The organism is Lentzea albidocapillata subsp. violacea, assembly GCF_900100275.1.
Taxonomy (GTDB): domain Bacteria; phylum Actinomycetota; class Actinomycetes; order Mycobacteriales; family Pseudonocardiaceae; genus Lentzea; species Lentzea violacea.
This window is the reverse complement of sequence record NZ_FNET01000015.1, coordinates 116,642-140,252: the sequence shown is the minus strand read 5'-3', so window position 1 is coordinate 140,252 and position 23,611 is coordinate 116,642. Positions and strand designations below refer to the sequence as shown.

The 23,611-nt window shown below is 69.2% G+C and carries 23 protein-coding genes; 10 read left to right on the top strand and 13 right to left on the bottom strand.

Going from position 1 to position 23,611, the window contains the following annotated elements; all coding sequences use genetic code 11:
- The first annotated feature begins 116 nt into the window (after positions 1 to 116).
- The 3 genes from BLR21_RS29155 (at position 117) to BLR21_RS29145 (ending at position 1,434) form a co-directional block, all read left to right on the top strand.
- On the top strand, positions 117 to 296 hold the full coding sequence (locus BLR21_RS29155; RefSeq protein ID WP_090010912.1) for a CsbD family protein: 180 nt from the start codon (positions 117 to 119) through the stop codon (positions 294 to 296).
- Positions 274 to 909 (top strand): UdgX family uracil-DNA binding protein, encoded by a 636-nt coding sequence (locus BLR21_RS29150; protein WP_090010911.1) that lies wholly within the window; start codon positions 274 to 276, stop codon positions 907 to 909. The genes BLR21_RS29155 and BLR21_RS29150 overlap by 23 nt, the downstream gene beginning before the upstream one ends.
- 267 nt (positions 910 to 1,176) lie before the next feature.
- Positions 1,177 to 1,434, top strand: a complete 258-nt coding sequence (locus BLR21_RS29145) for a helix-turn-helix domain-containing protein (protein WP_090010909.1) — start codon at positions 1,177 to 1,179, stop codon at positions 1,432 to 1,434.
- Positions 1,435 to 1,503: 69 nt separating this feature from the next.
- On the opposite strand, the gene BLR21_RS29140 is transcribed toward BLR21_RS29145, so the two are convergent.
- Positions 1,504 to 2,835, bottom strand: coding sequence for an amino acid permease (locus BLR21_RS29140; protein ID WP_256334999.1), 1,332 nt, complete (start codon positions 2,833 to 2,835; stop codon positions 1,504 to 1,506).
- A 116-nt stretch (positions 2,836 to 2,951) separates the two neighbouring features.
- Between BLR21_RS29140 and BLR21_RS29135 the strand changes: the two genes are divergently transcribed.
- Positions 2,952 to 3,446, top strand: a complete 495-nt coding sequence (locus BLR21_RS29135) for a hypothetical protein (protein WP_090010903.1) — start codon at positions 2,952 to 2,954, stop codon at positions 3,444 to 3,446.
- Between the two features lie 342 nt (positions 3,447 to 3,788).
- Here BLR21_RS29135 and BLR21_RS29130 read toward each other — a convergent pair whose 3' ends face one another.
- From BLR21_RS29130 to gabT, 3 genes are all read right to left on the bottom strand, one after another.
- Complete coding sequence (locus tag BLR21_RS29130; protein ID WP_090010900.1) at positions 3,789 to 4,040, bottom strand: type 1 periplasmic-binding domain-containing protein; 252 nt, start codon at positions 4,038 to 4,040, stop codon at positions 3,789 to 3,791.
- Between the two features lie 278 nt (positions 4,041 to 4,318).
- Positions 4,319 to 5,731 (bottom strand): aldehyde dehydrogenase family protein, encoded by a 1,413-nt coding sequence (locus tag BLR21_RS29125; RefSeq protein WP_420843920.1) that lies wholly within the window; start codon positions 5,729 to 5,731, stop codon positions 4,319 to 4,321.
- A complete protein-coding gene (gene gabT / locus BLR21_RS29120) occupies positions 5,626 to 6,909 on the bottom strand; it encodes a 4-aminobutyrate--2-oxoglutarate transaminase (protein ID WP_090010894.1) in 1,284 nt (427 codons plus the stop codon). The genes BLR21_RS29125 and gabT overlap by 106 nt, the downstream gene beginning before the upstream one ends.
- A gap of 81 nt (positions 6,910 to 6,990) precedes the next feature.
- Here gabT and BLR21_RS29115 point away from each other — a divergent pair, with 81 nt between their 5' ends.
- Entirely contained in the window at positions 6,991 to 8,253 is a 1,263-nt protein-coding gene (locus BLR21_RS29115; RefSeq protein WP_090010891.1) for a PucR family transcriptional regulator, read from the top strand.
- On the opposite strand, the gene BLR21_RS29110 is transcribed toward BLR21_RS29115, so the two are convergent.
- On the bottom strand, positions 8,227 to 9,030 hold the full coding sequence (locus BLR21_RS29110; protein WP_090010888.1) for an intradiol ring-cleavage dioxygenase: 804 nt from the start codon (positions 9,028 to 9,030) through the stop codon (positions 8,227 to 8,229). The genes BLR21_RS29115 and BLR21_RS29110 overlap by 27 nt on opposite strands.
- Positions 9,031 to 9,140: 110 nt before the next feature.
- Between BLR21_RS29110 and BLR21_RS29105 the strand changes: the two genes are divergently transcribed.
- A complete protein-coding gene (locus BLR21_RS29105) occupies positions 9,141 to 10,112 on the top strand; it encodes a helix-turn-helix domain-containing protein (protein WP_090010886.1) in 972 nt (323 codons plus the stop codon).
- On the opposite strand, the gene BLR21_RS29100 is transcribed toward BLR21_RS29105, so the two are convergent.
- The 4 genes from BLR21_RS29100 to BLR21_RS29085 form a co-directional block, all read right to left on the bottom strand.
- Positions 10,097 to 13,840 (bottom strand): S8 family peptidase, encoded by a 3,744-nt coding sequence (locus BLR21_RS29100; RefSeq protein WP_256334998.1) that lies wholly within the window; start codon positions 13,838 to 13,840, stop codon positions 10,097 to 10,099. The two genes, BLR21_RS29105 and BLR21_RS29100, sit on opposite strands and share 16 nt — an antisense overlap.
- A gap of 187 nt (positions 13,841 to 14,027) precedes the next feature.
- Positions 14,028 to 14,663, bottom strand: coding sequence for a lamin tail domain-containing protein (locus tag BLR21_RS29095; protein WP_090010880.1), 636 nt, complete (start codon positions 14,661 to 14,663; stop codon positions 14,028 to 14,030).
- A gap of 136 nt (positions 14,664 to 14,799) precedes the next feature.
- Positions 14,800 to 15,318, bottom strand: a complete 519-nt coding sequence (locus BLR21_RS29090; protein ID WP_176929845.1) for a lamin tail domain-containing protein — start codon at positions 15,316 to 15,318, stop codon at positions 14,800 to 14,802.
- A 149-nt stretch (positions 15,319 to 15,467) separates the two neighbouring features.
- On the bottom strand, positions 15,468 to 15,776 hold the full coding sequence (locus tag BLR21_RS29085; RefSeq protein WP_256334997.1) for a helix-turn-helix transcriptional regulator: 309 nt from the start codon (positions 15,774 to 15,776) through the stop codon (positions 15,468 to 15,470).
- A gap of 253 nt (positions 15,777 to 16,029) precedes the next feature.
- Between BLR21_RS29085 and BLR21_RS29080 the strand changes: the two genes are divergently transcribed.
- The 3 genes from BLR21_RS29080 to BLR21_RS29070 all read left to right on the top strand — a co-directional run bounded on the left by BLR21_RS29080 (position 16,030) and on the right by BLR21_RS29070 (position 18,491).
- Complete coding sequence (locus BLR21_RS29080) at positions 16,030 to 16,437, top strand: nuclear transport factor 2 family protein (RefSeq protein ID WP_090010869.1); 408 nt, start codon at positions 16,030 to 16,032, stop codon at positions 16,435 to 16,437.
- Positions 16,437 to 17,054, top strand: coding sequence for a ScbR family autoregulator-binding transcription factor (locus BLR21_RS29075; protein WP_090010866.1), 618 nt, complete (start codon positions 16,437 to 16,439; stop codon positions 17,052 to 17,054). The genes BLR21_RS29080 and BLR21_RS29075 overlap by 1 nt, the downstream gene beginning before the upstream one ends.
- A 156-nt stretch (positions 17,055 to 17,210) precedes the next feature.
- The gene (locus BLR21_RS29070; protein ID WP_090010862.1) at positions 17,211 to 18,491 is read left to right on the top strand and encodes a serine/threonine-protein kinase; all 1,281 of its coding nucleotides are present in this window, start codon (positions 17,211 to 17,213) and stop codon (positions 18,489 to 18,491) included.
- Between the two features lie 25 nt (positions 18,492 to 18,516).
- Here the strand turns inward: BLR21_RS29070 and BLR21_RS29065 are convergent, their stop codons facing one another.
- The 3 genes from BLR21_RS29065 to BLR21_RS29055 all read right to left on the bottom strand — a co-directional run bounded on the left by BLR21_RS29065 (position 18,517) and on the right by BLR21_RS29055 (position 21,497).
- The gene (locus BLR21_RS29065) at positions 18,517 to 19,182 is read right to left on the bottom strand and encodes an HAD family hydrolase (RefSeq protein WP_090010859.1); all 666 of its coding nucleotides are present in this window, start codon (positions 19,180 to 19,182) and stop codon (positions 18,517 to 18,519) included.
- 22 nt (positions 19,183 to 19,204) lie between these two features.
- Positions 19,205 to 20,503 (bottom strand): wax ester/triacylglycerol synthase family O-acyltransferase, encoded by a 1,299-nt coding sequence (locus BLR21_RS29060; protein WP_090010856.1) that lies wholly within the window; start codon positions 20,501 to 20,503, stop codon positions 19,205 to 19,207.
- 61 nt (positions 20,504 to 20,564) lie between these two features.
- A complete protein-coding gene (locus BLR21_RS29055) occupies positions 20,565 to 21,497 on the bottom strand; it encodes an anti-sigma factor RsbA family regulatory protein (RefSeq protein WP_256334996.1) in 933 nt (310 codons plus the stop codon).
- A gap of 187 nt (positions 21,498 to 21,684) precedes the next feature.
- On the opposite strand from BLR21_RS29055, the gene BLR21_RS29050 reads away from it, so the two are divergent.
- On the top strand, positions 21,685 to 22,380 hold the full coding sequence (locus BLR21_RS29050) for an alpha/beta fold hydrolase (protein ID WP_256334995.1): 696 nt from the start codon (positions 21,685 to 21,687) through the stop codon (positions 22,378 to 22,380).
- A gap of 463 nt (positions 22,381 to 22,843) precedes the next feature.
- Here BLR21_RS29050 and BLR21_RS29045 read toward each other — a convergent pair whose 3' ends face one another.
- Positions 22,844 to 23,383 (bottom strand): MOSC domain-containing protein, encoded by a 540-nt coding sequence (locus tag BLR21_RS29045; protein ID WP_218130990.1) that lies wholly within the window; start codon positions 23,381 to 23,383, stop codon positions 22,844 to 22,846.
- Positions 23,384 to 23,611: the final 228 nt, after the last annotated feature.

Sequence of the window (23,611 nt, the reverse complement as noted above, 5' to 3'; positions counted from 1 at the left end):
ACCCAGGGCAAGCCGTCACATCGGCCTGCGGCTGGGTTCTCAACCGCGAGTGATCACCTTATCAACTGTTTCGGGATCAACTGTTTCGGGCGGTGCTCGCCGGGTAACCGGGTTGCATGGGTGCCGATGAGAAGTTCGACAACAAGGCCGAAGAACTCAAGGGTCGTGCCAAGGAAGCCGTCGGCGATGCCACCGACAACGAGCAGTGGCAGGCCGAGGGCCGCGCGGAGCGCGCCAAGGCCGACATCAAACAGGCCGGCGAGAAGGTCAAGGATGCCTTCCGCTCGGACAAGTAGGAGTCCTGGCAAGACCGCGGATGCCGCCCAGTACGTCCCTGAGGGGGCGGACTGGGCGGCTTTGCGTTCGGCGTCCGCGGGGTGCCACGGCTGCGAGCTCTACCGGGACGCGACGCAGACGGTGTTCGGCGAGGGGCCGGTACCGGCCCGCCTGATGGTGGTCGGCGAGTGCCCGGGTGATCGCGAGGACACCGAGGGGCACGTGTTCGTCGGGCCCGCCGGGCGGTTGCTGGACAAGGCGTTCGACGCCGCCGGCATAGATCGTTCGAAGGCGTACCTGACGAACGCGGTGAAGCACTTCCGGTTCACCGAGCGCGGGAAGCGCCGGATCCACCAGCAGCCCCGGCGCAGCGAGGTCGTGGCGTGCTTCCCGTGGTTGCGCGAGGAGATCCGGGTGGTGCGGCCCCGGCTTGTGGTCGTGCTGGGGGCCGTGGCGGCCAAGGCGGTGCTGGGGCCGTCGTTCAAGCTGACCGAGCACCGCGGTCAGGTGCTGGACCACGACGGGTTGCGGGTCGGGGTGACGGTGCACCCGTCGTCCGTCGTGCGCGCGGAGAACTTCACCGAAGCGTTCGACGCGTTCGTCGCGGACCTGAAGGCCGTGCGGGAGTCCTGAAACGGGACAACCCCCGGACGACTCCTGCGCGAGCAGGCCGAGCGGGACCAGCGCTCGAAGTCCGGGGGCCGGGTGGCTGCCTGGGTTTACGACTAGGCGTCACCAAAAGGCGGTCCTATCGGACAGCCACCTCACGAGTCCTGTTGCTATACAACTTCGGACCACCTCCTCTCGTGTGTACAGCGAACCTACGTCGAGCTCGTCCGGGCTCGCAACGGACTTTTCTCACGCCACGCCGTGCGCCTGATTCGCGTAGAATCCGCAGCCATGGTGCGCATCCCACTGACGTCGCTGGAGCGGGAGCGTGGCAGGCGGCTCGGTCAGTTGCTGCGGGACGCCCGCGGCGAGGCGAGCATGGTCGAGATCGCGGCCCGGGCCGGCCTGTCCGCGGAGACCGTGCGCAAGATCGAAACGGGACGTGCCCCCACGCCGTCGTTCTTCACCATCGCCGCCCTCGCGGGCGCACTCGGGATCTCGCTCGATTCCATCAACGAACTGCTGACTCCGCAGAGCCGATCGGCCTGATCGCGGAGAATTCGCTCGGTCGAGCTATGGTTTGGGATCACCGGCAAATCCAGTAGGAAATGGTGAAATTCATTTCAGCTGTGATCGGTCGTGGTGGCGCAGGCGCAATGCCGACCTGACCAGCGCCACCGCCGCGACGACGGCGACGAGCACGCCCGTGGACAGGATCTGCCCGCGAGCCTGTTCGTCGCTCAGCATCAGCACGATGATGCCGGCGATCGCGGCCAGCGCCAGCCAGGAGAGGTACGGATAACCCCACATGGGGACCGCCGGGTTCGCCATCGTGCGGCGCAGCCGGATCTGCGAGATCGCGATGAACGCCCAGACGACCAGCAGCGCCGAGCCCACCGCGTTGAGAAGCAGCAGGAACACCGTGTCCGGCCACAGGTAGTTGAGGAGCACGGAGAAGAACCCGAACGCCGTGGAGGCCAGCACCGCGTTGCGCGGCACGCCGTTCTTCTTGGTCAGCAGGGCTTTCGGGGCCTCGCCGCGTTCGGCCAGTGAGCTCAGCATGCGGGCGGCGCCGTAGAGCGTGGCGTTGATGGCGCTCAGCAGAGCCACGAAGATGACGACGTTCATGATCTGCCCGGCCGCCGGGATCCCGATCCGGTTCAGCACCGCGACGTACGGGCTGGCGCCCACCTCGGAGTCGTTCCACGGCAGGAGCGTCACGACGACGGCCATCGAGCCGAGGTAGAAGACGAGCAGCCGGGTCATGGACGTCCGGACGGCTTTCTTGACGGCGTGCCGGGGGTCCTCGGCGTCGGCGGCCGCGATCGTGACGACCTCCAGCCCGCCGAACGCGAACACCACCGCCATGAACCCGGCGATGACGCCACCCCAGCCGTGGGGGAGGAAGTCGCTCAGGTTCTGCGTGCCGGGGGAGTCGACGCCGGGGAGCAGGCCCGCGATGGCCGCCGTTCCCAGTGCGAGGAAGAGGACGATCGCGGCGACCTTGAGGCCCGCGAACCAGAACTCGAACTCGCCGAAGTTGCGGACACCCACGAGGTTCACGGCGGTCAGCGCGCTCATGAAGAGCAGCACCCAGGCCCACTGCGGGACCGCCGGGAGCCATCCCGACGCGATCTTGGCCGCGCCGGTCGCCTCGACCGCGAGCACGACACCGACGGCCGCCCAGTACGTCCAGCCGACCGTGAAACCGGCCCACGGCCCGATCGCCTTCTCCGCGTGCACGGAGAACGCGCCGCCGCTCGGATACTCGGCCGCCATTTCCGCGAGCATGCGCAGGACGAGCAACGCCAGAATTCCGGCGAGACCGAACGAGATGAGCACCGCCGGTCCGGCGAGCGCGATACCGGCGCCCGTCCCGACGAAGAGGCCCGCTCCGATCACGCCTCCCAGCGCGATCATGGTGACATGCCGTTCCCGCAGGTGACTCACGCTCTCCAGCCCCGTTCGAGTGTGCCGATGGCGGGCCGATAGTGAGTTCATGGCGGCGGAGAGTCAAATCGTGTGATCGGAGTTACACCGTACTGAAACAAGTGAGGGTGAGATCCATGAACTCGCCTAAGGGAGTACTACCGTCCGGAGTTCTGCCGCGGCTCGACACGTTCGCCGGTGCGCTCGAGCGTTGCTCGGGCTGGGGATGGCTGGTGCTGCGGTCGGAGAACCGGCTGCTGCTGACCACCGATCACACCGTGTCCGCCGTGGAGCTGGCGGCGGGGATCGGTGAGGAGGTGCAGCACTACCTGTCCGTGCGGATGCTGGGCGGTCCGGTGGTGGTGCTGCCTTCGGCCGCGGCGGCTCCCGGACGGTGGCTCATCCTCACCGAGTCCGCCGACGAGGCGTCGCAGGTGAACCTGATCCGGTTGCGGGCGCGGGGTGCGCTGACCCACCGGCTGGGGACGCTCGTGCCGTTGCCACCGTCGCGGATAGACGGGGGCGGGGTGCGGTGGCTCGGCGAGGTGCCGGCCGCGAAGCCGTTCCTGCCGCCGTTCTCGGCCGTGGTCGCGGCGCTGAGGGCGGTCACGGAGACCGCCGGGTCGCACTGACTCTTCGCGTAGTCGTAACGGCGCGATTCGCCATACCTGTCTTCCAGGACTTTCACGATCACTGAATCGATTTCCTGTTACGTCCGGGAACGCTTTGTTGCGTGCAGGTGATCAGTCGATTCTTGCGCCGTTCTTGACGCTTCGGAATCGAGATAGAGCCGTCACCACGACTCCTCTGGGTTATCGGCGGCTACCCCGGTTGCGATATAAATTCACTCCACAGGACGCGTCTGAGGCTCTACTGTTTATGGGTCAGACACCAACGGAAGGAGCTGGGCATGGACGGCTACGAAATTCTCGCCGACGAGGACGGGCACGTTCGCGGTTACGACTAGACATCACTCATCGGCTGCGTGAGGGAGTCACCCGAAGCGACTCCCTCGGCCCGAGTGAGCACGCCGCGGCAGGCCCGCCCAGGTAGACGTAGTCCTCGTGGCCCAGCGACTCCAGGCGTGCGACCACCTGGTCCATGCCGGACGCGCTGTCCATCAGCACCGACGAGACGCCCGGCACGATGCGGTTGATCAGCACCAGCGGGGTCACCGCCGCCAGTTCGGCGATCGTGTCGTCGGACAGCAGCGACGCGCACAGCACCCGTCGACCTGTGTCGCCATCGTCCGCACGAGCTCGGCCTCGGTGTCCGGGTCCTCCCTGCTGTCGCAGAAGAACACCGAGGTACCCGCCTCGCCCGCCGCCCGGTTCGGCTGGTAGCCGAGCCCCGCGACGACGTCCAGGACCCGTTGCCGGGTGGCTTCCCTGACGAGTCCCGACGCGCTCAGCGCGCGCGGAGTGCGACATCCCTGATCGTGACGGCCACGGGCAAATCATCGCAGTCAAGGTCAAGAACGACCCGTTCGCCGGACGTCCGGCGGTCACAGCTCCAGGCCGGTCAGCACCAGGACGCGCTGTTCGGTGAGGTCGTCCATGGCCGCGCGCAGGCCCTCCCGGCCGATGCCGGACTCCTTCACACCGCCGTACGGCATCTGGTCCGCGCGGTAGCTCGGCACGTCGCCGACGATCACGCCGCCGACCTGGAGCCGTTGCGCGGCACGGAAAGCCAGCCGCACGTCCGTGGTGAACAGGCCCGCCTGCAGGCCGTACCGGGACGCGTTGACGCGGTCGAACGCCTCCTCGACGCTGTCCACCCGCGTGAGGGTCACGACCGGGCCGAACACCTCCTCGGCGTTGACCTTCGAGTCCTCCGGCACGTCGGTCAGCACGGTGGGCGCGTACGTGCGGCCGTCACGGGTTCCGCCCGTCAGGACCGTGGCACCGGCTTCCCGCACCCACGACTCGACGCGGTCGGCCGCGGCGTCGTTGATCAACGGGCCGACGTCGCCGGCCACGTCGAGCTTGTTCACGTGCTGCACCACGGCTTCCGAGACCGCGTCGTACACGTCGGTGTGCACGTAGACGCGCTGCACCGAGATGCACGACTGACCGGCCTGGTACATCGCGAACGTGGCGATGCGCTGCGCCGCGAACTCGACGTCCTGCCAGTCGGGAGCGACGATCGCGGCCGCGTTGCCGCCCAGTTCGAGGGTGACGTGCTTGCGCGGCACGCGTTCCTTGATGCCCCAGCCGACCGGGCCGGAACCGGTGAACGAGACGACCGGCAGGCGCGGGTCGCCGACCAGTGCGGCAGTGTCCTCATTGGACAGGTGCAGGATCGCGAACGCGCCGTCGGGCAGGTCGGTCTCGGCCAGCAGTTCGCCGAGCAGGAACGCGACCTTCGGCGTGGCGGGCGCGGGCTTCAGCACGATCGGCGCGCCGACGGCCAGCGCGGGCGCCACCTTGTGCGCCACCAGGTTCAGCGGGAAGTTGAACGGCGCGATGCCCAGCACCGGACCGCGCGGCACCCGGCGGACCAGTGCGAGGCGGCCCTCGGCGGACGGGTCGGTGTCGAGGCGCTGCAGCTCACCGGAGAACCGGCGGGCCTCCTCCGCGGCCCAGCGGAACGTGGAGATCGCGCGGGTCACCTCGACGCGCGCCCACTTCAGCGGCTTGCCCGAGTCGTCGTTGATGGCCTGCGCGAACTCCTCGGCGCGTTCGGCCAGGCGCCGCGACACGTGGTCCAGGGCGGACGCTCGGCGGTGTGCGGGCAGCGCGGCCAGTTCGGGAGCGACGGCGTGCGCCTTCGCGACGGCGTTCTCGACGTCTTCGGGGGTGTGGAAGTCGATCATGCGAGCAGGGCTCCTTCGAGCACGTCGAGTCCTTCGGCGAGCAGGTCGTCCGGGATGACCAGCGGGGGCAGCAGGCGGATCACGTTGCCGTAGGTGCCGCACGTCAGCACGACGACACCCTGTTCGTGGCACGCCTTCGCGACGCGCGCGGCGACGTCGGGCGTGCGTTCGGTGAACTCGATGGCGAGCATCGCGCCACGGCCGCGGATGTCCGCGATGATGCCGGTCTTCTCCGCGACCGCCCTGAGCCGGCCCAGCACCGTCTCCTCGATGCGGCGGGCAGCGGCGTTGAGGTCGCGTTCACGCATCGTGCGGATGGTGCCCAGAGCCGCCGCGCACGCCACCGGGTTGCCGCCGTAGGTGCCACCGAGACCACCGACGTGCACGGCGTCCATGATCTCGGCGCGACCGGTGACGGCGGCGAGCGGCAGCCCGCCCGCGATGCCCTTGGCCGTGGTGATCAGGTCCGGCACCACGCCCTCGTGGTCGAGCGCGAACCACGAACCGGTGCGGCAGAAGCCGGTCTGGATCTCGTCGGCGACGAACAGCACGCCGCGGTCCCGGCACCACCGCGCGATCGCCGGCAGGAAGCCCTCGGCGGGTTCGATGAACCCGCCCTCGCCCTGGATCGGCTCGATCACGACGGCGGCGGTGTTGTCCGCGCCGACCTGCTTCTCGATGGCGGCGATCGCCCTGGACGCCGCCTCGGGACCGGTCAGGCCGTCGTGCAGCGGGTAGGACGCCGGCACGCGGTAGACCTCGGGCGCGAACGGGCCGAACCTGTGCTTGTACGGCATGTTCTTGGCGGTCAACGCCATCGTGAGGTTGGTGCGGCCGTGGTAGCCGTGGTCGAACACCACGACGGCCTGCCTGCCGGTGACGTGCCGGGCGATCTTGACCGCGTTCTCGACGGCCTCGGCGCCGGAGTTGAACAGCACCGACCGCTTCTCGTGGTCGCCGGGGGTGAGGTCGTTCAGCTGCTCGCAGACCTCGAGGTAGCTCTCGTACGGCGTGATCATGAAACAGGTGTGGCTGAACCTGTCGATCTGCGCGTGCACGGCCTCGGCGACGGCGGGCGCGGGGTTGCCGGCGTTCGTCACGGCGATGCCGGAACCGAGGTCGATGAGCTGGTTGCCGTCGACGTCGATCAGCAGACCGTCGTCGGCGGAGTCGATGTAGGCGGGCAGCGTCGAACCGACCCCGGCGGCGACGGCGCCCTTGCGCCGCGCCTGGAGTTCCAGCGATTGGGGACCGGGGATCGCGGTGCGCAGTCGGGTCATGTGCCCAGCATGGCCCTGGTCAGCGGCGTGCGCAGTGTCTGAAATGGCGATCTTTGGGCCTGAGGTTGTACAAATTGGCACATGCCCATCACGGTGCGGGAGTTGGCGGAAAAGCTGGCGTTGCCGGTGCTGGCAGGGGACGTGTCGAAGCCGGTCGGGTGGGTGCACGGCACGGAGCTCGTCGACCCCACCCCGTTCCTGGAGGGTGGCGAGCTGCTGCTCACGACGGGCCTCAACGCCCTGCGGGACGGCTATGTCGAACGGCTCGTGCGCGCGGGGGTCGTCGGGCTCGGCTTCGGCACCGGCCTGGGGCACGACGTCGTGCCGCCCGCACTGGTGCAATCGGCGGCAGAGGCGGGACTGGGACTGGTCGAGGTACCGCGCGAGGTGCCGTTCATCGCGATCAGCAAGGCCGTGTCGAAGGCACTGGCCGCCGACGAGTACGCGGCGCTGGCCAGGACCAGCGAAGCCCAGCGCGCACTCACCAGAGCCGCGGTCCGGACCGGCGTCGGGGGAGTGGTGCGCAGGCTCGGCCAGTGGATCGACGGCTGGGCAGTGCTCCTCGACGCGGCCGGTGAGCCCGTGCACGCCCACAACCCCCGCCTCGTCCCGGACCTGACCGCCGAGCTCGCCCGGCTCAAGACCGCGGGCGGCCTGGCCAGCGTCGCGTTCGAGCTCGATGGCCTGCACGTGTTCCTGCAGGTGCTTGGCAGCCGCGCCCGAGGCGTACTGGCGGTCGGCACCGCCAGGCCGGATCCGGGGATCGTCAACACGGCCGCGTCGCTGCTAGTCCTCGCGCTCGCCCAGCACGACTCCGTCGACGCGGCCAGGAGAGAGCTCCGCGCAGGCCAGTTCCGGATGCTGCTCGCAGGGCTCGCGGTCGACGGACTGCCCGGCCGGTTCCGGGTCTTCCTCGCGGCCGAACCACCGGACGACAACGTGTTCTGGGCCGAGCACGACGGCGACATCGTCGTGCTCACCGACGAGTTCGACGGCGTCGCTTCGTCCGAAGTGGACCAGACCGGCGTCGCGCGGGGATACCGCGAGGCCCGCCAGGCCCGTCAGGCCGGCGTCCGCACGTTCGAGGAGCTCGCCGGGAACCTGCCGCTGCCGGCCGGGTTCGCCGACGCGTTGCTGAGGCCGCTCGACGCGGAAACCCGTGCGACGCTTCGAGTGTGGCTTGGCCACCACGGCGCGTGGGACCCGGCGGCGACGGAACTGGGCGTGCACCGGCACACGTTGCGCAACCGGGTGCGCAGGGCCGAGCAGGCGCTGAACCGCTCGCTCGACTCGCCCGGCCTGCGCGCGGAGCTGTGGCTAGCCCTCCACCGCGAAGGTCAGTGAGGCGGTGTAGCCGGACTGGACGTCGCCCGACATCGTCGCCATCTGGTGGTCGACGCCGTCGCGGAACACCATGTCCTGCTTCAACGAGGTCCGCGACATGTTCTGCACGCTCCGCGTGTACCCGGCCGTGCCGTAGACCTCCTTGCACGTCGTCTCGGGCAACGCGAGCTGCGAGGTCGTGATCTTGTTGCCGGCCTTGGTCGCCTCGGCGAGGCTCGGGTAGACCTCGAAGTGGATGTGCGGCCAGCGCCCGGCATACGCGCCGGGGAAGACGCTGACGAACGTCAGCTTGCCGGACGCGTCGGTCTCCTGGACCCCGCGCAGGAAGTTCTCGTTCTTCACGCGGTCCGAGTACATCGAGTAGTCGCCGTTGATGTCGCAGTGCCACACGTAAATCGCGGCGCCCGCGAACGGCTTGCCGTCGTCGTTCTGGACCGTCAGGTCGATGGTCAGCCGCACACCCTCGGCCGTGCGGCTCGACGAACCGAAGCTGGACCGGATGTCCGAACGCACGATTCCGCTCTGCGTCAACGCGTTCGGGCCGTTGGAACCGTCGCCGGGGAAGGGGCCGGCGGTCTCCTCGGGGATGGTCTCCAGCGGCGAGCCGTTCGCCGTGGTGGACGAACCGGCCGTGGTGGTGGTCGACGTCGCGGTGGTGGTCGACGGGGCGCAGGCCACGAGCGTGACGCCCGCGCCGCCGAGCAGCGACAACGCCCGCCTGCGCCCGAAGAGCGTGGCGAGGTCGAACTGGAGGCCGCGGTCGTGGTTGTCCGTCATGCGATCCAGATTGCGGCCGAATCCTGTGAGCCGCCTGTGGAGAACCTGTCTGTGTTTTATGGCCGTTCCGGCCCCCGCCGGCGAGTGCCCGAAGTCGGCATACTGCTTGCGTGCTCGGATTGCGTCCGGCGGAGTTCGCGGTGTACGAGGCGCTCGTGGACTCCTACCAGCTCGGTGTGGCCGAACTCTGCCTCGCCATGGACCTGGCCGAGCCGGTCGTCCGCCCCGCGCTGAGGTCGTTGACTGAGCTGGGATTCGTCCACCAGGTCAACGGGCTGCACACGGCCGTGGCCCCGGACGTCGCGCTGGCCATGCACTTCCTGCGCCGGGAGGACGACCTGCGGCGTGACCGGTTGCTGGCCGGTGAGCTGCAGGTCCGGTACGAACGCGCGGCCGGCGTGCGTGCGCCCGCCGATCTCGTCGAGGTCGTGCACGGAGCCGAGGCGATCTCGCGGCGCGTCGACCTGGTCATGCGTACCGCGCGGCGGGAGGTCTGCTTCGTGGACAAACCGCCGTATGCCAAGGCGCCCACGTCCCTGCACCCGGTGGAGGAGGAGCTGCTGAGCCGCGGCGTCCGGTTCCGCGGGATCTACGAGCGTCAGGCGTTGGAGCTGCACGACCTGCGCGCCGACCTGGAGATGGGGCTGTCGCTGGGGGAGGAGGCGCGGGTGGTCGCCGCCGCGCCGACGAAGATGATCCTCGCGGACGCCCAGCTGGGGCTCATCCCGCTGCACAGCACCGAGACGGCGCTGGAGAGCGCGGTGATCGTGCACCGGTCGGCGTTGCTCGACTCGCTCGGCGCGCTGTTCGCGAGGTTGTGGGAGGACGCGGTGCCGCTGTCGTTGCCGGGGCAGCCCGCGAGCACCGAGATCTCGATCGAGGACGCGCGACTGCTCGCGTTGCTGGCCACCGGGTTGCCGGATCGCAGCATCGCGAAGCAGCTCGGGCTGAGCTATCGGACCTTCCAGCGGCGGCTGCACCGGCTGATGGACGAGCTGGGTGCGCAGACCCGGTTCCAGGCGGGTCTGCGCGCCGCGGCACGGGGTGCTACCTCTCTGCTGCCACCTCAGCTACCGGAGTGAGTGCGGAACGCCTTCTGCATGGTCTGCACGACCGTGTTCCCGGCCCCGTCCCTGGCTTCGGTACGCAGCCATACGTCGCCGCCGGGTTTGTCGATCGTGACCTGCCACCGATCTCCGCTGGGCCGGGTCGCCGCCTGGCTCCACGTCCTGCCCTCGTCCGCCGACCACCGCACCTTCACGACGGTGATGGGTGCGCTGTTGGACGCGTGCACGTGGTAGGTGAACGGTGTGCCCGCCGGCGCGGAGTTCGTGAGGTCGAGCGGCAGGTCGTGGCGGAGCCGGATGAGCGGCTGGAACTGGCAGGCCGGCTGACCCGCGTGGCACGCGTATCCGGTAGGAGGAGGGTTCAGCGAGCGGTAGGACTGGAAGGTCCACGTGGTCTCGGTGCGCGGGGCGAGGGTGAACAGCACCGGGTTGACCGCGCCCGCCACGGCTCCCGGAGCGTGCGTCTCGACCGTTTCGAGGCGGTAGACCGCCTTTTCCGGCGCCATCGTGAAGGTGGGGTAGAAGGCCAGCGGCTGCTGGGTGGCCGGGATCTCCGCGTCGCCCCGGAACAGGCGGACCTTGGTGGTCGTGAAGAACTTGCTGTTCTGATAAGGATTCGTGTAGTGGCCGGGGTTGCCGTCGGTCCACTGCAGGGCGGGGACGAACGTGTCGCCCGTCCGGCAGTTCGAGCAGAGTTGCCGCCACGCGCCGTTCGCGGCGGGGTAGCGGGCCGGGTGGTCGGACTGCAGTGCTACCGCGGTGCTGTGCATCGGTCCCGCGAACCACCGTTCCGGCGCGGGAGCGGCACCCTCGCGGAACACGTTCTCCTGGAACATGGTCATGGCCGCACGCCGGCCCCCGGCGTCGGTTCCGCTCAGCGTCACGTGCCGCTTCCAGACGATCCGGTCGTCTCCCGGGCCGATGTACTCCGTCCACGCGGCCGGCGGGGTGAACGTGGTGCCGCGCAGGATCTGCGTCTGCCACAGACCGGTCGGGAACGGGTACCACGTCTTCTGCACGGTCAGGCCCGGCTTGTCGGCGTGGTAGGCCGTCTGCCGCTTGACCAGCTTGGCGGGGTCCACCACTCGGCGGTGGCCGGCCGGGATGCCGTTGGCGTCCAGGAAGCTCAGGTTGAACACCGACTCCGGGCCGGGTTTGACGGTCAGTCTCAAGGACTTCTGCTTCGCGAGGAACTCCCCGTCCGCGTTGCCGACGCCCAGTGCCGGGAGCGCGGCGCTGGAGAGCCCGGTGAGCGCGAGCGCACCCGGTGCGTCCACATAGGACAGGATCGCCTTCTGGCCGGCCTGGGCCGCGGCGGTGGCGGCGGTGTTCGCCGCCTTGACCATGTTGGCCGGCGTGTCCGGCTTGATCTTCACCAGCGCCGTGTCCCCGCCGATGGTCAGGTCGCGCTCTCCGGGCCACTTCGCGGACAGCACGGCCACGTCGCCGTCCGTCGTGAGCGTGCGGCCTCCAGACGACGCGGTGACCGTCGCGGTCTGCAGGGTCACGTTGTCCTGCAACGAGATCGCACCCTTCTTCGCCGCCGCGGAAGGCGTCGCTCGGATCTCCCACGGTGCGCTGCCGAGCGAGGCGGCCATCTCGGTGATCAGCGGCGCCTTCTCCCCTTCCGCCAGTACCACACGACGCATCGTCACGGTGCGGTCGCGCTGTTCGGCCGGGCCTGGTGGCACGACCTCGATCGGCACGGTCTGCTGTGCGTCGAGCGAGATGGCGGCGGCGCCGGTGACGGTGAGCTCCGGTGCGGCGAGCGCGGACCAGCGCCGTACTCCCGCCGTGTTCTCGGTCGCCCAGGTCACCGCCGAATAGCGGCCCGTCGGCACGTTCGCGATGCCTTCACCGTTCACGACGTCGAAGTAGTAGCTCAGGGTCTCGTCGAACGGGTCGTTGACGTCGTCGCCACCGTTGGTGTCGTCGATGAGCTGTCCCATCGCCGGTGCGGGCGGCTTGCCGGCGGCGTCGCGGACCCGCACGGAGACCGGGAACGTCCGGGGTGCCTCGTACACGCTGACCGGGGTGCGCAACGTCGTCCCGGTCCCGGTCGCCGTGACCACGCCGCCGTACACGCCGGCCGGGCCCACCTCCGGGTCCAGGGTGAGGGTGGCCGACGCCTTGCCGCGGGGGGGAACGGTCACCTGGGAGGCGCCGAGGGCGAACCCGGTCGTCGACTTCCCGTCCCAGCCCCTGATCGTCGCGGTGAGGTCGAGGGTCAGTGCGGTGCCGGAGGTGTTGACGTACTGGAGCTCCCTGGTGAGCACGCCACCCGCACCGCGCTCGTGGCGCCCGTAGCTCGCCGACGCGGTAGCCGTCGCCTTCTGCGTGACGGCCCGCGCGACGTCGAGACGGCCGGCACCCTGCTCGTACCACGGCATGCCGACGTCCGCGGCGCTGGTGACGAGCGCGTCCTTCACCGTCCGCGCATCCCAGTCGGGGTGTTGCTGCGCAAGCAGTGCCGCGGCGCCCGCGACGTGCGGTGTCGCCATCGACGTTCCCGAGGCGGCCGTGTAGCGGCCGTCGACCGGGGCGCCCATCGAGGTGTTCGCCGCGCGGGCGGCCACGACGCCGGCACCAGGCGCGTTGATCTCGGGTTTCACGTGCGCGTCACCGATGCGCGGACCGGTGCTGCTGAACGGCGCCAGCCTGTTCTGCCGGTCCACCGCGCCGACGGTGAGCGCCGACGCGGCGGCACCGGGTGAGGTGACCGAACGGCCGGCCGGGCCGTTGTTCCCCGCCGCCACCACGAACAGCGCGCCCGTCTCCGCGGCGAGCCGGTCGACCAGCGCGCTCATCTCGTCACTGCCGTCCGTGACGTCACCGCCGAGGCTGAGGTTGACGATCCTCGCCCCGGAGCGGGCCGCCCACTCGATGCCGGCGAGCACCTGGGAGGTGTCCGCCTCGCCGGCGCCGTTGAACACCTTGGCGATCACGAGGGTCGCGCCGGGGGCCACGCCCCTGTACCTGCCGGCGGAACCCTGGCCGGTGCCCGCGATGGTCGAGGCGACGTGCGTGCCGTGGCCGTGCCGGTCGACGACGTCCGGTTCGTCGGAGAAGTTCTCCGTCGCGGTGATCCTGCCGGCGACGTCGGGGTGGTTCGCGTCGATGCCGGTGTCGACGACGGCGACCGTGACACCCGTGCCGTCCAGGCCGGCCTGCCACGCCTCCGGGGCGCCGATCTGCCCGGTGGTCTGGTCGAGCGCGACGCGGACCGGGCGGTCGTACTTCAGCCGCACGCCGGACTTCGCGCTCATGTCCAGGGAGCGCCAGAACTCCTGCGCCTTCGACTTCTCGACCCGGATGCCGGAAGCGTCCAGACTGCTGATCCGGGTGTGGGCACTGGCGGAGAAGCCACCGGTCATCAGCACCGGAACCGTGGTCGTGCGGTCGTCGGACTGCCCGGTGCGCACGAGATCGGTGACGTTGAAGAGCGTGCGCTCGACCGTTCCGGACGTGACGGCGCTCATCGCGTCCGACGGGTAGACGTGCAGACCTTTTGCCGTCGTCATCGTGTGGAAGATCGGCTGCTCGCCCTCCCTTGGCGCAGCGTGGATCCGGGCGAATTTTCGCCCGTCCGAGCGTTCGGTGTAGTCGACGACGTCACCGGTGATGAGCGTGATCCGGTGTGAGGCCTCGGATGTCTGCGCCTGCGGCGGTGGTGACGCGGCGGACGCGGCTGGTGCGACGAGCGTTGCGGCAGCTACGGCAAGTGCCAGAACTTGTCGAATCACGGCGCCCTCCCTCAGTGATCAGGTCACAGCAGGATGAGGGGCCGCAAATCGTTGGGAAACAGTAAAAAGCGGCGGTTAGTCGCCGTTGGCGACTTCACGCCACACACATGGACGTGCCCGGACCACCGAGGGGAGGTGGTCCGGGCACTTCGATCGGTGCACCCGCTTGACGGTCAGCTCAAGTTGATCAGAAGGTGCGTTCCTGCAACGAGAAGTCCCGCTGGTTGTTGTTGGTGTCATGGTTCAGCAGGTTGCGCGTGTTGGAACCGGCGAGCTGCGCGGTGCGCTGGTTCTCGGGCTGGGCGTGGACGCCTTCCTTGGCGGTGGTCACCGGCGACGAGAATGCGACACCGTCGATCTTGAAGGCCGTCGGGGCCAGGCTGCCGAACACCGCCACGCCACCGAGAGCCGGGATGCCTTCGGTACCGGTGAATCGCACCGGGAGAACGTTCGGCGTGGACGTGGTGCCGGAGAACTCCGCACCCGTCAGCACCAGCGTGCTGCCGACGTTGTTCGCCGGCGCCAGCGTGAGCGGCCCGCCGAGCGGGTCGACCAGCGGGATCGTCTGGATGACCTCGTTGCGCTGGTTGTAGATCCTGATGACCCAGTTGCTCAGGTCGACCTGCTCGCCCGTGGTGTTGATGATCTCGATCGCCTCGTCGAGCGGGCCGTTCGGTCCCATGGTGGAGACCTCGTTGATCAGCACTGCCGGCAGCTGCATGACCTCGGGAGACTCGGGCTCCTCGGCGGCCGTTGCCTGTCCGGCGAACGCGATGGTGCTCGCGATTGCCAGGGCGGCAGCTCCGCTCAGCAGTCGACGCATTGTCCTGTCCCTTCGAGAAAGTGAATTCGGGATATTCCTCAGAGCGGCCCTGTGGTCGGGGGGAACGACCTGTATTGCCGCTGGGACTGACTTTGCTCGCATTCGTTCGGACTCGAAAGGGGCCATTGTCGATTGATCAGTGGTTGCTTTCTCCCGGAGAAGGAATGCGGCAGGTGAAGTCGGCCGAGTTGTGATCCGTGTCGCGCGAGGAGCCGTCACGGCCTAGCGATGAATCTGCGCAGGGTGTCGCAGCTCCCGCTTCCCGGCACGGCGAGGAGGAGCTGAGTCCGACGCTGTCGGTGTGTGCGCCGTGCCGGTTCCTGGCGATTACGCCACTTCCGTCCACGGTCTCCACGATCAGGCCGTTCGGCACTGTTCCGCTGAACGCGGAACCGACTATGACGAAGTATTCGCCTGGGGGCAGACTGGTCCCCGGTGAGATGGTGGCGAGGATTTCGGCGGTGCCGCCGGTGCAGGTCCGGACCGTCCACCCTCCGATGTCTGCGGTGGTGGAGGCCGTGTTGCGCAGTTCGACGAATCCGGCGGGGCCGAGTGTCATCTCGTTGACCTTGACCGGGGAAACGCCCGGTGTGCCGCCGATCGTGCTACCGGCGAGTAGCAGCAACGTCGCGACGGAGTGTCCGAAGGCTGTCACGTGACGCAGTCTGGCCCCCTGTGCGCGGACGCACAGGGGGCCAAAGGTCCTTGCTGCCTGGGGCTTGTGGTACGGCGGTGCCCGCGTCGGCTGCCGCGGGCACCGCCCTCCTGCGGGCGGGCAGACCCCTGCCGTCTGCCCGCGCACCGCTAGCAGAAGTGGTCTTCCTCCTTCGCCCTGCGGCATTCCCGCTCGATCACGGCGGCCCGGTCGAGGGCTGCGTGCGGCACGTCGAGGGCCTCGCTGATCCAGGCACGCCAGTAAGGGCCGGGAATGCGTTTACCGCGTTCCCATCTCGACACTTCCTCACGAGTGACGCTGTCATTCTGTGAGATCTCGCACAACAGGTCCGCGAGGTCGCGCTGGGTGAGCCCTTGTTCTCGCCGTGCCTGTGGAATCAAGGCTGTAATCGGCGGGGTGTCCTGGTGCTCGTGGGCTTGAGTGGCTGCCTTGAGCACGGTTCTGCTCCGTTTCAGTGAGATGACGGGTGCGCCATCAACCATGCCTCAAAGTCCGGGAGTTCGTGCCGTGCATTGCGGTGATACCGGCGGTCGTTGAAAGTTCAGATACCAGCGGAATCGGCCGATCGGATGTTTGGGTGAAACGAAGCTGGTCCGATGGGGTGTGCGCGCTCACATTTCGAGCGCCTCGCTAGTGTGGCTGCACCGAGTTCATTGCCGCAGCAATGGCCGGGAGGTGAAGGTGAGTGAAATGTTCTCGACGGTCGAAGCGGTGCAGGTCTTCCTGGCACGACTCGCGGCACAGGACGCACCCGGCATCGCGCGGTTGTGCGCACCGGTCGTGGAATGGGAGGCGCCCGACCCGAACGGCGTCCGCTGGGCGGCCGGCAGGCGCACCCGGCGTGAGGTCGAGTCCCAGTTCCTGACCTTGTTCGCCACGTTCGACCTGGAGCAGCTCTCGGTGCGCCAGGTGATCGTCGACGGAGGAGACGCCGCCGTGATCGGCTCGGCGCGCTGGCGGGTCCGCGCCGGCGGGAGCCCGGTGGAGGTGCGCTTCGCCGCGGTGCTTTCGGTGCACCTGGGGGAGATCGAGCAGTACTGGCAGATGCCGGACACCTTCGCCACAGCCGTCGCGACCGGCGTCGCGCGGATCAAGTGATGAGTTCCAAACGCGAGAAGTCGGCACACACGCGGGCGAAACTGCTGCGGGCCGCGGCGGAGGTCTTCGACCGCGAGGGGTTCTCCGGATCGAGCCTCACGGCCGTGTGCGCGCGGGCGGATGTTTCCAAAGGTGCGCTGTATTGCCATTTTCGTTCGAAGGAAGCCCTTGGCGTCGCCATCATCGAGGAGCAGTCCCTGCTGTGGCACCGGCTGCGCGACGAGGTGCTCGCGGTCGAGTCGTCACCGGTGCAGGCGCTGATCGTGATGTCGTTCGAGTTCGTCGGCCGGCTCGAGACCGACCTGACCGTGCGGGTGAGCGCGAAGCTGTTGCGGGAGGCGGTGTTCTTCGACGTCGCGGCGGCCGCGCAGGTGATCGGCTGGGTCACGGTGGTGCGGGACCTGCTGTCGCTGGCGTCCGAACGCGGCGAGTTGCGGCCGGAGGTGAACGTGCGGCACGCGGCCGAACAGATAGTGGCCGAGCTGCTCGGGTTGCAGTTCGTGGCACAGGCGTTGACCGGCGGCACCGACCTCCGCGTCCGGCTGAGCCGGCTCTGGCGGGCCACCTCCGGCTGTCTCGTGACCGCTCCCGTCCGGGAGAAGCTGCGGTTCGAGTGACTGTCGCTGGTTAACAAGCCGAACCTCCGCGACGACAAGGTGCGTGGCGGTGGTCCGGGAGATCGAAGCCGGGCATATCGTAGTTTGATCTTCCGGATGGGCGGGTACCGGAATTCCAGGCGACCCGTTAGGTTGCTGTGAGGCGAGCGGAGGCCCATGAGCGCACCTTGGGACGGCGATCTGACCGGGTCGGTGATCGACAACCGTTTTGTGGTCGGCACGCTCCTCGGGTCCGGCGGGATGGCGGAGGTCTACCGCGCGTACGACCGATCGACGACGTCCTCGGTGGCGATCAAGATCTTCTCGGGCCCCGGCCTGCCCGACGACGAACTGCGCCTGCAGCGCGAGGCCTCGATGCTGGTCTCGCTGGACTGCCCCGGCATCATCCCGGTCTACGCCTCCGGGACGGTGTCGCGCCGCCCGTACTTCGTGATGCGCGAGATCACCGGTGGCACGCTGCGCCAGCGGATGCGCGAACCGCTGCCGCCCCGGTTCGTGGCGCGGGTCGGCAGCCAGATCGCCGCGGTGCTGGACCACGTGCACGACCTGGGCGTCGTGCACCGCGACATCAAGCCGTCCAACATCCTGCTCGACGACACCGAGAAGCAGGCCTACCTGGCGGACTTCGGCCTCGCGCTGGTGGCCGAGGTGACGCGGGTGACGACGTCCGGCGTGCTGGTCGGCACGGCCGGGTACCTGTCGCCGGAGCAGGTGCGCGGCGCCGATGTCGGCCCGTCCGCGGACGTCTACTCGCTGGGCCTCGTGCTGCTGGAGTGCCTGACCGGGCGGACCGAGTACCCCGGCGGCGACGCCGAGGCCGCGCTCGCCCGCCTCGCCCGGTCGCCGCGGATTCCCGTCGACCTGCCGCTGGCGTGGGTGTCGTTGCTGTCCGCGATGACGGACATGGACCCGGTGCGCCGTCCATCCGCCGCTCAGTGTTCCCGGTCGTTGGAGGCCGCTTTCGAGGCCAGCCGCGGGTTGCCGGCGTTGCTGCCGGACGCGGCCGTCGCACCGGACGAGCCCGCGGCCGTGCCCGAGCCCAGGTCCTGGCGCGGCAAGCGCGCGGCGATCGCGGCCGCGGCCGTCGCCGTCACCGCGGTGGCCGTCGTGGTGGCGAACTTCGCCGGTGGCGGGAACGAGGCGCCGGCGGCGGACAAGCCGGTGGCACCGGACGCCCGCACCCAGGTCGTGACGGTGACGCCTTCGACCGTGACCGTGGTGCAGACGCCGGACGGGTCGGAACTGTCGAACACCTCGGACGCGCCCGGTGTGCCCGGGGCGCCGCAGCCGGGTGCCGGTGGGGTCGTTCCGTCGTCGACTCCGGTCGTGGAGATCACCGAGGCGGAGCCGAGTGAGGAGACGAGGCCCAGCAAGGAGAGGAAGGACCGCGGCAGGCCCTCGGATATTCCGGTTCCGTCGGTCGTTCCTCGGCCGTAGACCTGTCAGACGTTCCGGGCTTCTTTCAGGCTTTCGGTTCCTCCACCACGGCGAACGGCAGGTCGGCCAGCTCCGCCCGCAGCGTGTCCAGGTCCGCGTAGACCGCTGAGGCACCGCTGTCGACGAGTTCGTCCTCCCCGAACCCGCCCGTCAGCAGTCCGATCGACGGCAGCCCGATCCGTGCGGACGCCTCGCAGTCCCACACCGAGTCGCCCACCACGACCGCGCGCTCACCTTTGACCTCGCGCAGCGCCACCTCGATCAGGTCCGGTGCCGGCTTGCTGTCCTCGACGTCGTCCGAGGTCGTCCATGCAACGTCGCCGGGGTCGAGCAGCTTCAGGTAGTGCTCGACGTGCTTGCGCTTGCCCGAGCTGGCGAGCACCACGGCCAGCCCGAGACCGGTGGCGGCGCGGACCAGCCGGTGTGCGCCCTCCAGCGGCTGGATCTCGTCCAGCATCTCGTCGAAGTACCGCTCCCAGGCCTGGCGCACCTTGTCGCCGTGGTCCTGTTCGACCTTGTCGCCCGCCACGGCGGCCACCAGCCTGTCGCCGCCCATGCCGACCGCACGATGCACCTGCCACCCCGGAACGGTGACGTCGACCGTGCGGAAGGCGCGCAGCCACGCCACCGTGTGGTGGTAGTTGGTGTCGACCAGGGTGCCGTCCACGTCGAGGACCACGGTGTTGCTCATGAAACCAGGTTTGCCCGCACGTCTACCTAGGCAAACCCACCAGCTCCCTGCTCTCCTGCAACGAGGCGAGCTCGCGGCGCAGCACGCTGTCGAGCCAGTGCGCGTCCGACATCCACGACTGGTTCGTGTTCAGGCAGACGTGGACCGACGACCGGTAGACCGACAGCGCGATGCCGACGGCGTGGCCGGGTGCGACCGGCGAGACCGGGTACATCTCGCACAGCGCGGCGCCGTCCAGGGAGAGCGGGACGGACGGCAGCGGCACCGAGGTGACCAGCGTGTCGAACAGCAGGGGAGCGCAGCGGCCCATGACGGGCGCGGCCAGGCGGTGAACCAGCGGCGGCACCTTGTCGGCGAGCAGCGGCAACGCGCCGGCACCCCGGTCCGGGCCGGCCGCCTTCGCGGACTCCATCTGCGCGCGGACGTTCCGCAGCCGGTGCACCGGGTCCGCCTCGCCGACCGGCAGTGCGACCAGGAAACCGGAGATCTGGTTGCCCGAGGCGCCGTCGCCGGAGCGTGAGCGCTGGTTAACCGGGATCAGGGCGCGCACGACCGAGTCGGGACCGGCGCTGCCGTGCGCGGAAAGCCAGTGGCGCAACGCACCTGTGACGAGGGCGAGCAACACGTCGTTCACCGTGCCGCCGTGCGCGCGGCGGATTCGGTGCACGTCCGCGAGATCCAGGCGCGACATGACCACGCGGCGTGGCCGGGCGGACGCGGTGAGCACCGGTGAGTTCAGCGTCGGCGGGCGGGTGTTCATCAGCACGCTCGACGCGATGTCGATCGTGTCCTTGATCCCGCGCAGCGACGGGAGGGACGGAATGATCGACTTCGTCGCCGGCTCCGCGGCGTCCGGAATGGACAACCGCGACGGGTCGAAGAGCTGAATTCCCAGGCCGACGGCCTTCATGCCGTCACACAGCGAGTGGTGCAGCTTCGCGACGACGGCGAACCTGCCGCCCGCGAGGCCGGTGATGACGTGCAGCTCCCACGGCGGGCGCGCGAGGTCGAGCGGCTGCGCCATGAGGTGCGAGACCAGGGTGGCGAACCGGTCACGACCGCGCGTGTGGTGCGTGAAGACGTGGTCCTCCGGCGCGAAACCGGGGTCCTCCACCCAGCGCGCGCCACCGAGCAGCGAGGTGCGGGCGCGCTGGCGCAGGCGCGGAATCTCTTGCGCCCGTTCGCAGAGCACAGCGGCGATGCGGGCCGGATGCACCGGAGTGGACGGTGCGAAGGTCGCGACCGCGCCGAGGTGCAACGGATTGGTGTCGCCCTCCATAGCGAGGAAAGCGATGTCGAGGGGGGAGAGGTGGTCTGTCATATCCGTGCAAGGAAAACAGGTCATCGTGTCGAGCGCATTGCGATGAGATGGCGGTGACTCCCTACCGCCCCAAGTACACTCGAACGGTGGTACCGCTGTGACTCGTGTGGGTGCGAACCAGGTCACACAACAGGTTCACCATCACGATCCCGAAGCCGGACAGGCCGGTGAACGACGGCGGGAAGCCGGCGCCCGTGTCGCTCACCTCGCACACCACGGTGCCACCCTCCCGCCACAGCCGCAGCACCCCGCGGCCCGACGCGTGCAGGATGCTGTTCGTCGCGAGCTCGTTCACCGCGAGCACCAGGTCCTCGACCTGTTCGCGGCGCAGCCAGTGCGCGTACGCCGACACGAGCTTGCGCATGTGCGCGAGCGTGCCGACGGAGAACGAGTGCTCCTCGGCGTCCGCGGGCGGAGGCGGCAACGGCACGTTGTAGATGTCGGCCAGCGCGGTGGGCTCCGTATACCACTCGCTCGCCACGCGCCGCTCGCCGTCGATGACCACGGGATGGGTGCGCCACGCGTCCTCCAGTACGTGGCCGGGCAGCGCCGTCGCGTCGTACAGGCACAGGATGACGCCCGGCCGTCCCTCGAACGCCGTGTTGACCAACGCCTCGTGCTGCACGCACGCCGGGTACTCCAGTTCGGTGCGGCCGGGCCAGATCGGCTGGCCGACCACACGGAACCGGCGCTGCGTGCTCGCGCTGAACGCCATCAGCACACCGGGGATGATCCGGCCGGGGTTGCGGCCGGCCTCGATCATGTCGATGAAGTGCACCTGCTCCGCCGCGTCGCCGAGTCGTTCGCGCAGCGGGCCGATGCTCGCCTCGGGCACCGCCACCAGCACCGGCTCGCCGCTGTCGACACCCTCCGTCACGAATCTCGCCGTACCGGAGAGGAAGGACTCCTCGTCCCGGTAGAACAGGGCTTCGTGTGCGAACGGGGCAACGGAGTTCATCGGCTTCCCGGTGGGGTCGGTGGCTGCGGGCGGCACCCATTCTGCTCCCCGTAACAGTGTTTCGGCGGGGGCCAGGCCGGTGGTTGTGAGCGAGCACGGGCACCAGGCGGGATTCGCCGTGCGAGCGGCGAACACCCCAGGCAGACTCCCGGTTGTCGGGGTCTCGCTAGGAGGTGGCGCCGTGCTCGTTCACCACACGCTGACCGGGCCGGAGGACGCACCGGTGCTGGTGCTCGGCAACGCACTGGGCACGACCACCGACCTGTGGCGCGAGTTCTCCCTGCCGTTCCGGGTGTTGCGCTTCGACCACCGCGGCCACGGCGCCAGCGCACCGGTCGCCGGGCCGTGCTCGATCGAGGACCTGGCGGGCGACGTCGTGGAACTGCTGGACCACCTGGGGTTACAGCAGGTGTACTACTGCGGCGTGTCCCTCGGGGGCATGGTCGGGATGTGGCTGGCCGCGCACACCGACCGGATCTCCCGGCTGGCGCTCGTGTGCACCACCGCGTGGGTTCCGGACAAGGCCCGGCTGGACGAGCGGATCTCGCTGGTGCGCTCGCGCGGGATGGAGGCGGTCGCCGACGCGGTGGTGTCGCTGTGGTTCACGCCGGCCTGCGCGCCGGCCGTCGTCCAGCGCTTCCGCGCGGAGTTGCTGAAGGTCGACCTGCCGACCTATCTCGCGTGTGTCGAGGCCGTCCGCGGGATGGATCTGCGGCCGGATCTGGTGAAGATCGACGTGCCCACCGTGGTGATCGCGGCGGCTCAGGATCATGCGACGCCTACCGAGTTGGTGCGGCACATCGCGGATGAGTTGCCGGATTCTGAGCTTTATGTGGTGGGGGATGCGGCGCATTTGGCGGTGGTCGAGGCGCCTTGGACGATCTCGGTGATCCTTGATGATCACTTTGGCAACGGGTAGCTGGGGCGTGTGCGGGTCTTGTTGCGGGCGGGTGGTTCCTGTTCCAGCGGGGTTGGTCGCGTTCCCGGGCGAGAGGTCGCCTTGCGAGGGTGGTCCGTCAGGTCGTGACGGAACTGCGCGGGGTTGCGATTGGGGCTTGACCTTGAGCCTCTGGCGGGATGCTTGACGGCCGGAAAAGGGCCGGGCTGAAAAGCGCCCGGCCGTGCCCGTGAGGGGAGCATCCCGCCCACTCAAGGTAGAGCCCCAATCGCCATGAGCGGACCCGAACCGCCACCCAGAGCGTTGAGGTTCGGACGGCTCGCTTCGCATCGCCACGCCAGGCTGCGTGCGTGGTTGCTTTGCGTTGGCGGGTGTCTGGTGGCACCGCGCGGGTTGCCTTGTGGTGGCTGGTTCCTGTTCCAGCGGAGGGGTCGCCTGCCGTGCGGGCGGTCGCCTTGCGAGGGTGGTCCCTCGGGTGGCCGGGCTAGACCTTTGCCAAAGGGCGGTGCGGTTCCGCGGGCAGCTCGACGCGGATCTCGTCGCCGGGGCGGACCACGCCACCCGTCAGCACGACCGACATGATGCCCGCGCGCCGGATGAGTTCGCCGTCCGGGCCCTTGGCCACGACCTCCTTGAGCAGGCCCTTCGAGAAGGCGTCGATCTGCACGCACGGGTTGCGCAGGCCGGTCACCTCGACCACGGCCTCCGGGCCGAGGTGGAGCAACGTTCCGGTGGGCAGGGCGAGCAGGTCGATGCCCCGCGTCGTGATGTTCTCGCCGATTTCGCCTGGGGCCACGGAGAAGCCCTTGTCGTGCAGTTCGTCGAAGAGTTCGGCGTGCATCAGGTGGACCTGGCGCAGGTTCGGCTGGGTCGGGTCCTGTGCGACCCGTGATCGGTGTTTGACCGTGACGCCCTGGTGGACGTCGCCCTCGACACCGAGTCCGGCGAGCAAAGTGATGCTCTCGCGCACGGGCTTGGTGAACGTGTACTCCTCGTTGCGGCTGACCGCTGTCACAACCCCCATGAGCGCCATTGTGCACGATCAGTTGAGACGCGACGGGTACTCCGTTCGGCGCAAGGGCACCCGGAAGGACGAATCGGTCAAGGTGATTCAGTTCGTGCCACCTGACAGTGTTCTACCTGCGCCGATGTGCCGGGCCGTGGAAACGCTCTCACGAACTTCCGGCAAGGCTCTTGACTGATCCTGAGGTCAGGCTGTTGACTCCGTCACACCTCGTCGGAACCGGTACCG

Excerpts from the sequence above, each read along its gene's own strand:
- BLR21_RS29155 (WP_090010912.1), top strand. The coding sequence starts at position 117 with ATGGGTGCCGATGAGAAGTTCGACAACAAGGCCGAAGAACTCAAGGGT.
- BLR21_RS29150 (WP_090010911.1), top strand. The coding sequence starts at position 274 with ATGCCTTCCGCTCGGACAAGTAGGAGTCCTGGCAAGACCGCGGATGCC.
- BLR21_RS29145 (WP_090010909.1), top strand. The coding sequence starts at position 1,177 with ATGGTGCGCATCCCACTGACGTCGCTGGAGCGGGAGCGTGGCAGGCGG.
- BLR21_RS29135 (WP_090010903.1), top strand. The coding sequence starts at position 2,952 with ATGAACTCGCCTAAGGGAGTACTACCGTCCGGAGTTCTGCCGCGGCTC.
- gabT (WP_090010894.1), bottom strand. The coding sequence starts at position 6,909 with ATGACCCGACTGCGCACCGCGATCCCCGGTCCCCAATCGCTGGAACTC.
- BLR21_RS29115 (WP_090010891.1), top strand. The coding sequence starts at position 6,991 with ATGCCCATCACGGTGCGGGAGTTGGCGGAAAAGCTGGCGTTGCCGGTG.
- BLR21_RS29110 (WP_090010888.1), bottom strand. The coding sequence starts at position 9,030 with ATGACGGACAACCACGACCGCGGCCTCCAGTTCGACCTCGCCACGCTC.
- BLR21_RS29095 (WP_090010880.1), bottom strand. The coding sequence starts at position 14,663 with ATGCGTCGACTGCTGAGCGGAGCTGCCGCCCTGGCAATCGCGAGCACC.
- BLR21_RS29080 (WP_090010869.1), top strand. The coding sequence starts at position 16,030 with ATGTTCTCGACGGTCGAAGCGGTGCAGGTCTTCCTGGCACGACTCGCG.
- BLR21_RS29075 (WP_090010866.1), top strand. The coding sequence starts at position 16,437 with ATGAGTTCCAAACGCGAGAAGTCGGCACACACGCGGGCGAAACTGCTG.
- BLR21_RS29070 (WP_090010862.1), top strand. The coding sequence starts at position 17,211 with ATGAGCGCACCTTGGGACGGCGATCTGACCGGGTCGGTGATCGACAAC.
- BLR21_RS29065 (WP_090010859.1), bottom strand. The coding sequence starts at position 19,182 with ATGAGCAACACCGTGGTCCTCGACGTGGACGGCACCCTGGTCGACACC.
- BLR21_RS29060 (WP_090010856.1), bottom strand. The coding sequence starts at position 20,503 with ATGACAGACCACCTCTCCCCCCTCGACATCGCTTTCCTCGCTATGGAG.
- BLR21_RS29045 (WP_218130990.1), bottom strand. The coding sequence starts at position 23,383 with ATGGGGGTTGTGACAGCGGTCAGCCGCAACGAGGAGTACACGTTCACC.